The 11,850-nt window shown below is 66.1% G+C and carries 14 protein-coding genes; 7 read left to right on the forward strand and 7 right to left on the reverse strand.

Features of this window, described 5'->3' with window-relative positions; all coding sequences use genetic code 11:
• Position 1: 1 nt before the first annotated feature.
• The gene (locus NEF64_RS06045; RefSeq protein WP_056406179.1) at positions 2–952 is read left to right on the forward strand and encodes a tyrosine-type recombinase/integrase; all 951 of its coding nucleotides are present in this window, start codon (positions 2–4) and stop codon (positions 950–952) included.
• A gap of 31 nt (positions 953–983) precedes the next feature.
• Positions 984–1,931: an acetyl-CoA carboxylase carboxyltransferase subunit alpha gene (locus NEF64_RS06050; RefSeq protein ID WP_252574709.1), complete on the forward strand. Its 948-nt coding sequence runs from the start codon at positions 984–986 to the stop codon at positions 1,929–1,931.
• Between the two features lie 76 nt (positions 1,932–2,007).
• On the opposite strand, the gene NEF64_RS06055 is transcribed toward NEF64_RS06050, so the two are convergent.
• Together NEF64_RS06055 and NEF64_RS06060 are read right to left on the reverse strand one after the other, a co-directional pair.
• Positions 2,008–2,181 (reverse strand): Flp family type IVb pilin, encoded by a 174-nt coding sequence (locus tag NEF64_RS06055; RefSeq protein ID WP_031396231.1) that lies wholly within the window; start codon positions 2,179–2,181, stop codon positions 2,008–2,010.
• A gap of 120 nt (positions 2,182–2,301) precedes the next feature.
• Complete coding sequence (locus NEF64_RS06060) at positions 2,302–2,517, reverse strand: Flp family type IVb pilin (RefSeq protein WP_414711882.1); 216 nt, start codon at positions 2,515–2,517, stop codon at positions 2,302–2,304.
• 31 nt (positions 2,518–2,548) lie between these two features.
• Between NEF64_RS06060 and NEF64_RS06065 the strand changes: the two genes are divergently transcribed.
• Positions 2,549–2,959: a (deoxy)nucleoside triphosphate pyrophosphohydrolase gene (locus NEF64_RS06065; RefSeq protein WP_031396229.1), complete on the forward strand. Its 411-nt coding sequence runs from the start codon at positions 2,549–2,551 to the stop codon at positions 2,957–2,959.
• Positions 2,960–2,998: 39 nt separating this feature from the next.
• On the opposite strand, the gene NEF64_RS06070 is transcribed toward NEF64_RS06065, so the two are convergent.
• Positions 2,999–3,580, reverse strand: a complete 582-nt coding sequence (locus tag NEF64_RS06070; protein ID WP_031439601.1) for a DUF1989 domain-containing protein — start codon at positions 3,578–3,580, stop codon at positions 2,999–3,001.
• Positions 3,573–4,271, reverse strand: coding sequence for a guanitoxin biosynthesis heme-dependent pre-guanitoxin N-hydroxylase GntA (gene gntA / locus NEF64_RS06075; RefSeq protein WP_056406180.1), 699 nt, complete (start codon positions 4,269–4,271; stop codon positions 3,573–3,575). Before gntA ends, NEF64_RS06070 begins: the two co-directional genes overlap by 8 nt.
• A 122-nt stretch (positions 4,272–4,393) precedes the next feature.
• Between gntA and NEF64_RS06080 the strand changes: the two genes are divergently transcribed.
• From NEF64_RS06080 to NEF64_RS06095, 4 genes are all read left to right on the forward strand, one after another.
• Positions 4,394–5,128, forward strand: coding sequence for a Crp/Fnr family transcriptional regulator (locus NEF64_RS06080; RefSeq protein ID WP_031394876.1), 735 nt, complete (start codon positions 4,394–4,396; stop codon positions 5,126–5,128).
• Positions 5,125–5,343: a hypothetical protein gene (locus NEF64_RS06085; protein WP_042466584.1), complete on the forward strand. Its 219-nt coding sequence runs from the start codon at positions 5,125–5,127 to the stop codon at positions 5,341–5,343. Before NEF64_RS06080 ends, NEF64_RS06085 begins: the two co-directional genes overlap by 4 nt.
• Before the next feature lie 195 nt (positions 5,344–5,538).
• Positions 5,539–7,608 (forward strand): M3 family metallopeptidase, encoded by a 2,070-nt coding sequence (locus NEF64_RS06090; RefSeq protein ID WP_235516354.1) that lies wholly within the window; start codon positions 5,539–5,541, stop codon positions 7,606–7,608.
• Positions 7,608–8,897 carry an MFS transporter gene (locus tag NEF64_RS06095; protein ID WP_056406182.1) on the forward strand — a complete coding sequence of 430 codons (1,290 nt, stop codon included), beginning with the start codon at positions 7,608–7,610 and terminating at the stop codon, positions 8,895–8,897. The genes NEF64_RS06090 and NEF64_RS06095 overlap by 1 nt, the downstream gene beginning before the upstream one ends.
• A gap of 42 nt (positions 8,898–8,939) precedes the next feature.
• Here NEF64_RS06095 and NEF64_RS06100 read toward each other — a convergent pair whose 3' ends face one another.
• From NEF64_RS06100 to NEF64_RS06110, 3 genes are all read right to left on the reverse strand, one after another.
• A complete protein-coding gene (locus tag NEF64_RS06100) occupies positions 8,940–10,268 on the reverse strand; it encodes a sensor histidine kinase (RefSeq protein WP_082446771.1) in 1,329 nt (442 codons plus the stop codon).
• A 52-nt stretch (positions 10,269–10,320) separates the two neighbouring features.
• Entirely contained in the window at positions 10,321–11,040 is a 720-nt protein-coding gene (locus NEF64_RS06105) for a response regulator (RefSeq protein WP_031395033.1), read from the reverse strand.
• Positions 11,041–11,124: 84 nt separating this feature from the next.
• Positions 11,125–11,778 (reverse strand): EF-hand domain-containing protein, encoded by a 654-nt coding sequence (locus NEF64_RS06110; protein ID WP_056406184.1) that lies wholly within the window; start codon positions 11,776–11,778, stop codon positions 11,125–11,127.
• Positions 11,779–11,850 lie beyond the last annotated feature (72 nt).

The raw sequence follows: 11,850 nt of genomic DNA on the forward strand, positions 1-11,850 counted from the left end.
CATGACCGATGCGGTCGCCGGGGCGGATGCGGTCGAGCGCGCGCCGCCGGCGGCGAGCGACCGGGCGCTGATCGAGCGGTTCCTCGAGATGATGGCGGCGGAATCGGGCGCTGCGCCGAACACGATTGCGGCGTATCGCAGCGATCTCATGCTCGCATCACGCGTTGCCGAGGGTGCGCTGGCGGGCGCGGACGGCGATGCGCTGGGGCGGCTGGCGGACAGCTGGAGCAGCCTGTCGCGCGCGACGGTCGGCCGCAAGTCTGCAGCCTTGCGCCGGTTCTTCGGATTTCTCGCGGACGAAGGGCATCGCAGTGACGATCCGGGCAAGGCACTGCCGCGGCCAGGGACGGCACGCCCCTTGCCGAAGATCCTCAGCCACGGCGATGTCGACCGGTTGTTCGCCGCGATCGTCGAGCGCGTGGCGCGCGATCCGATGGATCCGGTCGACCTGCGGCTCTCCGCGCTGATCGAACTTCTTTACGGATCGGGGCTGCGTGCGACCGAGCTCGTCAGCCTGCCACGCGCCGCGGTGCACCCCGACCGGCCGTTCCTGATCCTGCGCGGCAAGGGCGGACGCGAGCGGCTCGTGCCGATCTCGGACCGGGCGCGTGCCGCCGTCGCGCTGTGGCGCACGCACGTCGCGGCGGATCAGCCCTGGCTGTTCCCCTCAGGCAAGGGGCATTTGTCACGAATTCGCCTGTACCAGATCGTCAAGGCGCTGGCGGCAGAGGCGGGGGTGCCCCCCGACCGCGTCAGCCCGCATGTCCTGCGCCACGCCTTCGCGACGCATCTGCTCGCGGGGGGCGCCGATCTGAGGGCGTTGCAGGTGATGCTCGGGCATGCCGATATCGCGACCACGGAGATCTATACGCATGTCGAGGCGAGCAAACTCATCGAGCTCGTCAACACCCGCCACCCCCTGACCGATCCTGAGCACGCGACCTCACGTTGACGTTCCGGCGCGCGCCCCGTAACCGACGCGGATGCCAAGCTTCCTCGACTTTGAGAAACCCATCGCCGAACTGCAGGGGCGGATCGACGAACTTCGTGAGACCGCCAGCGATGGCAATCTCGATCTGTCCGCCGATATCATGCGGTTGCAGGCGAAATCCGACAAGCTGCTGAAGGACACATTCGCCCGGTTGACGCCGTGGCAGAAGACGCAGGTCGCGCGCCATCCCGAGCGGCCGCACTTCAAGGATTATGCGGCCGCGCTGTTCGAGGAATTCGTGCCGCTCGCCGGTGACCGGGCGTTCGGCAACGACCAGGCGATCCTGGGAGGCTTTGCGACGTTCCGCGGCCGCAAGATCATGGTGCTCGGCCATGAGAAGGGCGACGATACCGCGAGCCGGTTGCGGCACAATTTCGGCATGGGCAAGCCCGAGGGCTATCGCAAGGCGATCCGCCTCGTTGAACTCGCGGACCGTTTCGGCCTGCCGATCGTGACGCTGGTCGACACGTCGGGGGCGTTTCCCGGCATCCAGGCGGAAGAGCGCGGACAGGCGGAGGCGATCGCCCGGTCGACCGAAGCCTGCTTGAACGCAGGCGTGCCGATCGTCTCGGCGATCGTCGGCGAGGGCGGATCAGGTGGCGCGGTCGCGCTGGCGGCGGGCAACCGCGTGCTGATGTTCGAACATGCCATTTATTCGGTGATCAGCCCCGAAGGCTGTGCGTCGATCCTGTGGCGTACCGCGGACAAGGCGGCCGAGGCCGCGGAGGCGATGCGCATCACGGCGCAGGATCTAAAGGCGTTCGGCGTGATCGACACGATCGTCCCCGAACCGCTGGGTGGCGCGCACCGTGACCGCGCGGTGGCGATCGACGCGCTGGGCAGCGCGCTGACGGATGCACTCGACTCGCTCGTTCCTTTGTCGCCGGTCGAGCTGCGCAAGGAGCGCCAGGCCAAGTTCCTCAAGATGGGCCGTCTCTGAGCCCGACAACGAAAGGGCGGCGGATCCGAAGATCCGCCGCCCTATGCGTTTCGTTTCGATCCTGGGACCGAGCAGATCAGGTCGTCGAGCCGTTCAGCTTGGTCGAGACGTTGTTGAACGTCTTGTTCAGGCTGCCACCCAGGCCCTGCATTGCGGCGATGGCTGCGACGGCGATCAGCGCGGCGATCAGGCCGTACTCGATTGCGGTTGCGCCCTTGGTATTCTTGAAAATCTTCCGAAGCGTCTGCATTCCGGTCTCCATCGTTAAAAGCATCAGTCACCCGGCCGCCCGGGGCTACACCGGATCAGCAATTTCGTGACTAGACGTGACCCATTGAGAAAAGCTTAAACGGGCGGATTTTTGCTATGGTTAGCGCGCGTTAGCCACTCGGTTGTGCAGCATACCCCAGAGCGCCGTGGTGCCATCAGCAAGATAGACGAGTCCGGCAATCATGCCGAGAACGACCAGCGCAAGAATAAGGCCGTATTCGACTGCGGTAGCGCCGCGCCGATCGGTGATAAGCGCGGCCGCAGCGGCGCGGATCTTGCGACGCATGGTCTTTACGACGATCAGCTTCGGCCTCATGGCGTGCCTTATACAGCGCGGAGATTAACGAATGACCAAAGCCGCTTACCTATTGCCGGTCGTCGCCGCCGCGCTGGTCGATGCGGATGGCCGCGTCCTGTTGCAGCAGCGCCCCGAGGGCCGCTCGCTGGCCGGGCTGTGGGAGTTTCCGGGCGGCAAGGTCGAGCCAGGCGAAACGCCCGAAGCCGCCTTGATCCGCGAGCTTGAAGAGGAACTGGCGATCACCGTGCCGCAGGCCTGCCTTGCCCCCGCCGCGTTTGCCAGCGCGCCGCTCGACGACCGGCATCTGCTCCTGCTGCTCTATATCACGCGCAAATGGATCGGCGTGCCTCGCGCGCTCGAGGCATCCGCGTTGCGCTGGGTCCGCCCGGCGGACATGCACGACCTGCCGATGCCACCTGCCGACCGGCCGTTGATCGGACTGCTCGACGCCTTGCTGTAAGCGCACCCTCGGCGTTTCGGCGCCAAAGGGCACATTGCGTCAGTCGATCCGGTACTGGATCGGCTTGAACGCGCCGCCATTGGACTGGAGCGCGGAACAGGCGGTCAAGCCGATGATCAGGTCCATCTCCGCGCGGAACGTGACGGTGTCGCCGGCGCGGCTGAGCGGTGGTTCGACGGTAAACGCCCCCGTCGTGCCATCGATCGGCACGTTCATGAAGCAGTTGAACGCGACCGGGATCGCATCCGGCTCGATACCATAAGGCGCGAGCGCCGCCGCGAGATTGCCGAAGCAGCCCCGGTGCGGATCGGTGTCGCCGTAGATGATGGCGAAGGTTTCCTTCGAACACGGCGTGAGCAGGAAATCATGCCGGCCGACATCATCGGCGATGATGTCGAGCATCACGGTGCTGCGGTTCGAATAGAGCCGGTCGCCGGTGGTGAGATACAGCCGGCTGGCATAGTCCAGCGTCCGCCCCGACGAAATCACCTCGCGCGTGTCGGCGCGGCTATAAGCCAGAAGATCGGCGACCTGCCGACCCTCGGGATCGATCACGGTCAGCGTCTGGCCACGATCGAGCGTGAAGGCGGTCCCGGACCGGGGACTGATCGTCTCAACCATGCGCACTGCTCCGCTTGAACGGGCATTTCCAAGAATCGTCGACGGCCCGCCCGCTATACTGGCGTGCCTCGCTCGATTCGCCGTGCCGCGCAAGCATCGGGTTCATCGACCCCGCCAGCTCGAGATCGCGCGCCAGGATCGACGTGCGCAACTTGTCGTAGCGCTGTTGCGTCCGCAGCACCTCGAACTGATCGTGGAGGTTGAACACCATCGCCGGCGCCTCGAAACGACGCGCGGGGCGGCTGGCCTGCGGATGCAGGCCGACGACGAAAAACGCCTCGCCGGAAAAGCTCAGCGAAAAATGCGGATCGTCGGGATCGGCGCTGACCGAGGGATCGGGACGATGGCCTAGCCACGCGTCCTTGTCGCTCAGCGACTGGGCCCGCGCCCAGAGGTGCGATTCGAATTCCTCTTCGCTCAGGTGCGTGGCACTGTCGGCCGGGCCTTCGAACAACACCACGAGCGTACGGAAGATCGCGCGATCCTGGTGATATTTGCGGACCGTGTCGCCCAACATGGGCAGGATGCGCAGGTCGTCCCATGCCGATCGAAGGTCGCGCGCAACGATGATGTCCATCTGCCCCTTCGCCAGCGCCGACTTGGCGCCGACACACGGGAAGGCAGTGTCCTTGATCGTCGCGATGAACGCGCGTGCGAGCGGATGGTCGTTTTGGGATTGCGGCTGATACATGGTCGACGAGGAACAGATGGCCGGCGGCTTTGTTTCGCCTTCGACGCGATTGACTCATCTCGATCAATATGAATCCGCTGATGAGCGCGTCACGTGCGCGGTATTGCGGTGGGGAAACAGGCATGCTGACGGAAAAATTTTTGCTGGGCCGAGGCCGCGAGGACCTGAGCGCACAGGAAAAGCAGATCCTGGAGGACAGCGTCGCCGAGGTAAGGTCGCTGCCGCCGCGCCATCGCCTCGTGCGTGCCGGCCAGCCCGTCCAGACGAGCACCCTGCTGCTCGAAGGGTTCATCTGCCGTTACATGGATGATCGGGATGGTCTGCGGCAGCTCGTCGCCGTCCATATCCCGGGGGATTTTGTCGATCTTCACGCCTTCCCGATGAAGCGGCTGGATCATGACGTCGCCACATTGGGGCCGGTAAAGGTCGCGACGTTCGACCATGCGACGCTGAAGACGATTACGGAACGGCATCCGCATCTGACGCAGCGGCTCTGGTTCAGCACGCTGCTGGATGCAGCGATGCACCGCGAATGGATTTTCCGGATGGGGCGGCTCGGCGCCGAGGGCCGCGTGGCGCATCTGTTCTGCGAGATCTACGCAAGGCTGGCGATGGTCGGCTTGGCGAAGGACGGCTGCTACACGCTGCCGATGACCCAGCCCGATCTGGCGGAGGCCTGCGGCATCACCGGCGTCCATGTCAATCGCGTGCTGCGCTTGCTGCGAGAGCGCAAGCTGGTGACATTCCGGGCAAATACCGTCGAGATCATGGATCCAGCCGGGCTGGCGAGTGTTGGTGAATTTCAGCCCGACTATCTTTACGGGACGAGCGCCACCCCCGCCGGAGCCTTTGCATGAACGACAGGTTGAAGCCGGAGGATGAGCCGGGCGTAGCGGCGGCCGAGCAGGGGCAGGTGACGCTCGATGGTCCCAATGGCCTGGCGATCGCGATGACGCCCGCGGCGGCGGCCGAAACGGGCCGCCGGCTGATCGAGGCGGCACGTTTGGCTGAACAGCAGACCCCGCCTTTAAACGCTATGGATGGGCATTCAGAGGCGTCTGACGACGTCTAGTCCCGGGCAGCCTGACCGGTCCTTTGGCACCATGGACACGGCCTGCCAGCGCGGGCCGGGGGGTGCCGCCGCGGCACGCGGGGTTCCGCATCTGCACATTGTCTCTATGATGGCGTCAACATCGTCCGGGAGAACCATGTGCATTTTCTACCCCTCGCAATCAGTGCAGCCGCATTGATGGCGTCAGCATCTACCATGGCGCAGACCGCGGTCGCGCCCTCCGCCAATCCGCTGCTTGCCGACTGGACCGGCCCCGCCGGCGGGGTACCGCCCTGGAACAAGGTCCGCCCCGCACTGTTCCCGCAGGCGTTCGAGACGACGCTGGCGGAGCGCACCGCCGAATATCGCAAGATCGCCGACAACCCGGCCAAGCCGACCTTCGCGAACACGATCGTGCCGATGCAGCTTGCGGGCAAGCGCTACGGGCAGGTGATGACGCTGTTCGGCGTGATGACCGGCAACATGAACACGCCCGCCTATCAGAAGCTCGACCGCGAATGGTCGCCCAAATTCTCCGCTGCGTCGGATGCCATCACGTTCGACAAGCCGCTGTTTGCGCGGATCCAGGCGATCTACGACGCGCGCAACTCGAGTGGGCTGGACGCGCAGCAGATCCGGCTCGTGACGCGGATCTATGACAGCTATGTGCGCCAGGGCGCGAAACTAAACGATGCGCAGAAGGCGCAGCTGTCTCAGTATAACCAGCAGCTGGCGACGCAGTTCTCGACCTTTGGCGAGAAGCTGCTCGCCGACGAGAGCAAGGCGATCTCGGTCACCGACGAGGCGCAGCTGGCCGGGCTTCCCGACAGCGTGAAGGCGGTCGCCAGGGCCGCGGCGGCCGAGCGCAAGCTGCCGGGCTTCGCGATCGTCAACACGCGCTCGGCGGTCGATCCGGTGCTGACCTACGCGACCGACCGCGCCCTGCGTGAGAAGGTGTGGCGCGCGTTCGTCAATCGCGGCGATAACGGCGATGCCAACGACACGAACGCGACGATCGCGCAGATCGTCAAGCTGCGTGCCGACCGCGCGCATCTGCTCGGGTTCAAGACGCATGCCGACTGGCGGATGCAGGACACGATGGCCAAGACGCCCGCCGCGGCGATGGACCTGATGATGCGTGTCTGGCCCGCCGCCAAGGGGCGCGTCGCCGAAGAGGTCGCCGACATGCAGAAGATCGCCGGCACGTCGCTGACGATCGAGCCGTGGGATTACCGCTTCTACCAGGAGAAGGTGCGCAAAAGCCGGTACGATCTCGACCAGGCGCAGCTCAAGCCGTATTTCGAGCTCGGGAACATCATCCAGGGATCCCTCTACGCCGCCAACCGGCTGTACGGGCTGAACTTCAAGGAGATCACCGGTACCGTTCCGGTGTTCGAGCCGAACATGCGCGTGTGGAGCGTGACGGACAAGGCCGGCAAGGATGTCGGGCTGTTCTACCGCGACGATTTCGCCCGGACGGGCAAGCGGTCGGGCGCCTGGGCGAACACCTATCGCGGGCAGCGCGGGCTTGCCCCGGCGCAGCTGGTGCTGTCGTCGAACAACAACAATTTCGCCAAGGGCGCACCCGGCGAGCCGATCCTGATCAGCCTCGACGATGCGCAGACGCTGTTCCACGAATTCGGCCATGCGATCCACGCGATGCTGCAGAACGTCCAGTATCCGGGCCTTGCAGGGACGCCGCGCGACTTCGTCGAATATCCGAGTCAGGTGAACGAGCATTGGCTGCTGACCCGTGACGTGCTCGACAAATATGCGCGGCATTACCAGACCAAGGCGGCGATGCCGCAGGACCTGCTCGACAAGATCGAGAAGTCACGGACGTTCAACCAGGGCTTTGCCACCGCGGAATATCTGTCGTCGGCGATCGTCGACATGAAGATCCACACCGTGGCCAATGGCGTGATCGACCCGGACAAGTTCGAGGCGGCGACACTCGCCGAAATCGGCATGCCCAAGCAGCTGGTGATGCGGCACCGCGTGCCGCAGTTCCAGCATCTGTTCTCGTCCGACAGCTATTCGGCGGGCTATTACAGCTATCTCTGGTCCGAGACGATGGACGCGGACACGTTCGCTGCGTTCGAGGAGGCGGGCAGCCCCTGGGACAAGCCGACGGCAGACAAGTTCGCAAGGCTCCTGCTGTCGACGGGTAACGAGACCGATCGTGCCGAGGCGTACCGCGCCTTTCGCGGTCGCGACCCGGATGTGAACGCGTTGCTCAAGAAGCGCGGCTTTGCCCCAACTCAAGCCGCACAGGACGCGAAATAATGGCCCCCGATCAGAAAACGCGCCTGAAAGCGATCATCGGCGGATCGACCGGCAATCTCGTCGAGTGGTTCGACTGGTACGTCTATTCCGCCTTCACGCTCTACTTCGCACCGCATTTCTTCCCGTCGACGGATCGCACCGCGCAGCTGCTTAGTGCGGCGGCGATCTTTGCCGTCGGCTTCCTGATGCGGCCGATCGGCGCGTGGATCATGGGGGTCTATTCGGATCGCCACGGCCGCAAGGCGGGGCTGACCGTCGCGGTCACGCTGATGTGCGCAGGCTCGCTGATCATAGCCTGCACGCCGGGATACGAGACGATCGGCGTGTTCGCGCCGATCATGCTGGTGATCGCACGCCTGATGCAGGGGCTGTCAGTCGGCGGTGAATATGGCGCGTCGGCGACGTATCTGACCGAAATGGCAGGCAAGGATCGCCGCGGCTTCTTCTCGTCGTTCCAGTATGTCACGCTGATCTCCGGACAGTTGCTCGCGATCTGCGTGCTGCTGGTGCTGCAGTCGACGATGAGCGAGGCGGCACTCGATTCCTGGGGCTGGCGCATTCCGTTCGCGATCGGTGCGGTCCTGGCCGTGGTCGTGTTCTACATCCGTCGCGGGCTGGCCGAGACGCAGAGCTTCGAGAACGCCAAGTCCGAGGCGGGCGACGGCAAGCCCAAGTCGGGCTTCCTCCAGCTGATCACCAAGCATCCGCGCGAGACGATGACGGTGATGCTGCTGACCGCAGGCGGCACGCTCGCCTTCTATGCCTACTCCATCTACATGCAGAAGTTCCTGGTGAACACGAGCGGCTTCAGCCGTGAGGTGGCGAGCCAGATCAATGCCGCGACGCTGTTCGTGTTCATGCTGCTGCAGCCGATTGCGGGTGGTCTTTCGGACCGGGTCGGCCGCAAGCCGCTGATGATCGCGTTCGGCATTGCAGGCGTGCTGTTCACCTACCCGATCTTCACCGCGCTCGAAACCGCGACCAACCCGATCTATGCCGGGTTGCTCGTCATGGCGGCGCTGCTGATCGTGACGGGCTACACCTCGATCAACGCAGTCGTGAAGGCGGAGTTGTTCCCCGCGCATATCCGTGCGCTGGGTGTGGCCTTGCCCTATGCGCTCGCCAACACGCTGTTCGGCGGGACCGCCGAATATGTCGCGCTCAAGTTCAAGGATTCCGGGTTCGAGCGCGGTTTCTACTGGTATGTGACCGGGATGATCGCGGTGTCGCTGATCGTGTATCTGCGGATGAAGGATACGCGGACCAACAGCCAGATCGTCGAGGACTAGGCGAGCATTGTCCCCCTCTCCGGTGGGGAGGGGGAAGACCGGTCAGCGCGGGAGTTCGATGATCGCGTCCAGGCCGCCGCCCGTGCGGTTGACGAGGCGGATCTCGCCGCCGGCCTCGCGGATGATAGCGCGGGCGAGCGCAAGGCCCAGCCCGATGCCCCCGGTTTCGCGGTTGCGCGACGTTTCCAGCCGGGTGAACGCGTCGAACACGTCGCCCATGCGATCTTCGGGGATCCCGGGTCCCTGATCGGCCACGACGATCGCGACGCGGCGCGCGTCCGCTTCGACGCGGACCTCTGCCGACACACCATATTTGACCGCATTCTCGATCAGGTTGCGAACCGCACGCCGGATCAGCGAGGGCCGCAGGTGCATCCGCAATCGGCCCGCCTCGACGAAGGTCACGTTGTCACCGATATCGCGGAAATCCTCGACCACCGCGTCGACGAGCGCCGCCAGATCGACATCGGTCGGCGGCTCGCTCGGACGGCCGAGCCGGGCGAGCGAAAGGATGTCGTCGAGCGTGCGGTTCATCTCGGCAATCGTGTCCGCCATCCGCGTGCGATCGGTGTCGTCTTCGACCGATTCGATACGGACACGCAGCGCTGCCAGCGGCGTGCGCAGGTCATGGCCGATCGCACCGAGCATCCGATCCTTCTCGTCGAGCATCGCGGTGACGCGCAGCCGCAGCGCGTTGAATGCGGCGACCAGCGCGGCGACGTCGTCGGGGCCGCGAACCGACAGCGCGATGCCCGGCTCACCCGGCCGGAACGCCTCCGCCGCAGCGCGCAGATCGCGCAACGGGCGCGACATCCGCCGGACGATCCACAGCACTGGCAATAGCACGATGACGTACAGGATCGCGGTCTGGCTCAACAGTGCGAACAGCAGCCGCCAGCCCGGCTGCGGCCACGGCGCGGTGATCGCCAGCCACCCGCGGCCCGGCTGTTCGACCGCGATCACCAGCGTTCCGCCCTGCCGGTCGCCCTGTCGATCACCCTGCCGGTTGGTGTTGCGAAGACCCTTCCGCCGCCGGGGCTCTGCATCGTCGTCGGAAACCGGGCGCAGACCGGTATCGATCCGGCCCACCGTCAGCCCTTGGTCGGCAAGCTGGCGACGGAGTTCCGCCGCGACCTCCGGATGCCGTTGATAGGCGAACGGGGCGATCGGGTTGGTCGCCAGTCGACGGACCCGGCCGCGGTCGGCGGTCAGCGGTCGCCCGGCATGCGCCTCGCGTTCGAGCGCATCGGCAATCCGCGTCGCCACCGGTCGCGTCGCCTGGGCGAGACGAAATTCGGTCCTGTCGCGAAGGATGAGCCCGAAATTGATCGCCTGCGCGACGAACAGAGCGAGTGCGATCAGCAGCGCCATCTGCCCTGCCAGACTGCGCGGCCAGGGTCGGGACGCCGTCACGGGTGCGTGATCACAGGCGGATGACCTCTGCCGCCAGCGTATAGCCGCCGCCCCAGACCGTCTTGATCAGTTCGGGCGTCTTCGCATCCGCCTCGATCTTGCGCCGCAGCCGGCTGACCTGATTGTCGATCGCGCGATCGAACGCGGCGGCCTCGCGCCCCTGGGTCAGATCGAGCAGCTGGTCGCGGGTCAGGACCTGGCGCGGTCGCGTGACGAGCGCGAGCAGCAGGTTGTACTCGCCGGTCGACAACGGCACCGACACGCCTTCACGGTCGACCAGCGCGCGTTCGCCCGATTTCAGCACCCAGCCGGCAAAGGCGTAGGAATTGGCCTCGGGCGCATGCTGACGTGCGCCGCCCGCGGTGGCGCGGCGCAGGACGACCTTCACGCGCGTCGCGAGTTCGCGCGGCGAGAAGGGCTTCACGACATAGTCGTCCGCGCCCATTTCCAGCCCGACGATCCGGTCGGTTTCCTCGGCGCGCGCGGTCAGCAGGATGACCGGCACGTCGCTGGTCGCGGCGATGTGGCGGCACAGGCTCAGCCCGTCCTCGCCCGGCATCATGATGTCGAGAATGACGAGGTCAATCGCATAGGCGGTCAGCCGCGTCCGCGCGGCCTCCGCGTCGCCCGCCTGCGTGACGCGAAATCCCTGCTTGGTCAGATAGGCGGCCAGCGGCTCGCGGATCGAACGCTCGTCATCGACGAGCAACAGATGCGGCATGTCTCCCATGGGGGCGACGTCTAGCATGGTGCGTGTCCAAAGGAAGCGCCGGACGATCGCAGACCGTCCGGCACGCAGGGGCAGGGGGGCGGATTACTGATCGGTATCGCCGCCCGGCCGGTCCATCCGGTGCCCGCGACCATGGCGCATCGCACGGCGATCCGGCCGTTCGCTCGCGTCGAGCCGTCCGTCACGATTGGCGTCCATCCGGTCGAAACGCTGCCCGGCACGGTCGATGAATTCGGCCCGCGTGAGCACGCCGTCACCGCCGCCGCGCTTGCCGCGCATCATCTGGTCCTTCCTGCCGTCCGCCATGCCGGCACGCTCGGGCGGGAGCGTCTTGCCGCGTGCCGCCATCCGGGCCTCGCGACGGTCGCGCATCGCTTCGCGTGCCGCCTGACGTTCGGCCGCGGTCACGATGCCGTCGCCGTCGGCGTCCAACCGGGCGAACTGGGTCTCGGCCTGCGCGACGACTTCGGCGCGGGTGAGGACACCGTCGCGATCGGTGTCAGCCTGCATCATCGGCCCGCCGCGCATCCGGCCTGCGCGCTGCGGGCCGGGACCGCGCGGGCGAGATTCGGGCGCCGCCTGCGTCTGGCCGGCGATGGTCGTCTGCAGCGCGGCGCGGTTGGCGGCGCTGGTGGCGGCGGCGTCGGCGCGGTCGGCGGCGGCGGCGGACTGTGCGCCGCATGCCGTGGCGGCAAAGCTGCTGGCTGTCAGCGCCAGCGTGAGCAGGGTCTTGCGCATCGCGTATCTCCGGTCGGACGGGGCTGATCCCCATCGAATGTCCCGGTTATGACGGTCGGCTGTCGCGACGCT

Source organism: Sphingomonas aerolata (assembly GCF_023935825.1).
GTDB lineage: Bacteria > Pseudomonadota > Alphaproteobacteria > Sphingomonadales > Sphingomonadaceae > Sphingomonas > Sphingomonas aerolata.

Excerpts from the sequence above, each read along its gene's own strand:
- NEF64_RS06090 (WP_235516354.1), top strand. The coding sequence starts at position 5,539 with ATGGCGCAGACCGCGGTCGCGCCCTCCGCCAATCCGCTGCTTGCCGAC.
- NEF64_RS06110 (WP_056406184.1), bottom strand. The coding sequence starts at position 11,778 with ATGCGCAAGACCCTGCTCACGCTGGCGCTGACAGCCAGCAGCTTTGCC.
- NEF64_RS06060 (WP_414711882.1), bottom strand. The coding sequence starts at position 2,517 with ATGAGGCCGAAGCTGATCGTCGTAAAGACCATGCGTCGCAAGATCCGC.
- NEF64_RS06100 (WP_082446771.1), bottom strand. The coding sequence starts at position 10,268 with ATGGCGCTGCTGATCGCACTCGCTCTGTTCGTCGCGCAGGCGATCAAT.
- NEF64_RS06105 (WP_031395033.1), bottom strand. The coding sequence starts at position 11,040 with ATGGGAGACATGCCGCATCTGTTGCTCGTCGATGACGAGCGTTCGATC.
- NEF64_RS06080 (WP_031394876.1), top strand. The coding sequence starts at position 4,394 with ATGCTGACGGAAAAATTTTTGCTGGGCCGAGGCCGCGAGGACCTGAGC.
- NEF64_RS06055 (WP_031396231.1), bottom strand. The coding sequence starts at position 2,181 with ATGCAGACGCTTCGGAAGATTTTCAAGAATACCAAGGGCGCAACCGCA.
- gntA (WP_056406180.1), bottom strand. The coding sequence starts at position 4,271 with ATGTATCAGCCGCAATCCCAAAACGACCATCCGCTCGCACGCGCGTTC.
- NEF64_RS06085 (WP_042466584.1), top strand. The coding sequence starts at position 5,125 with ATGAACGACAGGTTGAAGCCGGAGGATGAGCCGGGCGTAGCGGCGGCC.
- NEF64_RS06095 (WP_056406182.1), top strand. The coding sequence starts at position 7,608 with ATGGCCCCCGATCAGAAAACGCGCCTGAAAGCGATCATCGGCGGATCG.
- NEF64_RS06070 (WP_031439601.1), bottom strand. The coding sequence starts at position 3,580 with ATGGTTGAGACGATCAGTCCCCGGTCCGGGACCGCCTTCACGCTCGAT.
- NEF64_RS06065 (WP_031396229.1), top strand. The coding sequence starts at position 2,549 with ATGACCAAAGCCGCTTACCTATTGCCGGTCGTCGCCGCCGCGCTGGTC.
- NEF64_RS06050 (WP_252574709.1), top strand. The coding sequence starts at position 984 with ATGCCAAGCTTCCTCGACTTTGAGAAACCCATCGCCGAACTGCAGGGG.
- NEF64_RS06045 (WP_056406179.1), top strand. The coding sequence starts at position 2 with ATGACCGATGCGGTCGCCGGGGCGGATGCGGTCGAGCGCGCGCCGCCG.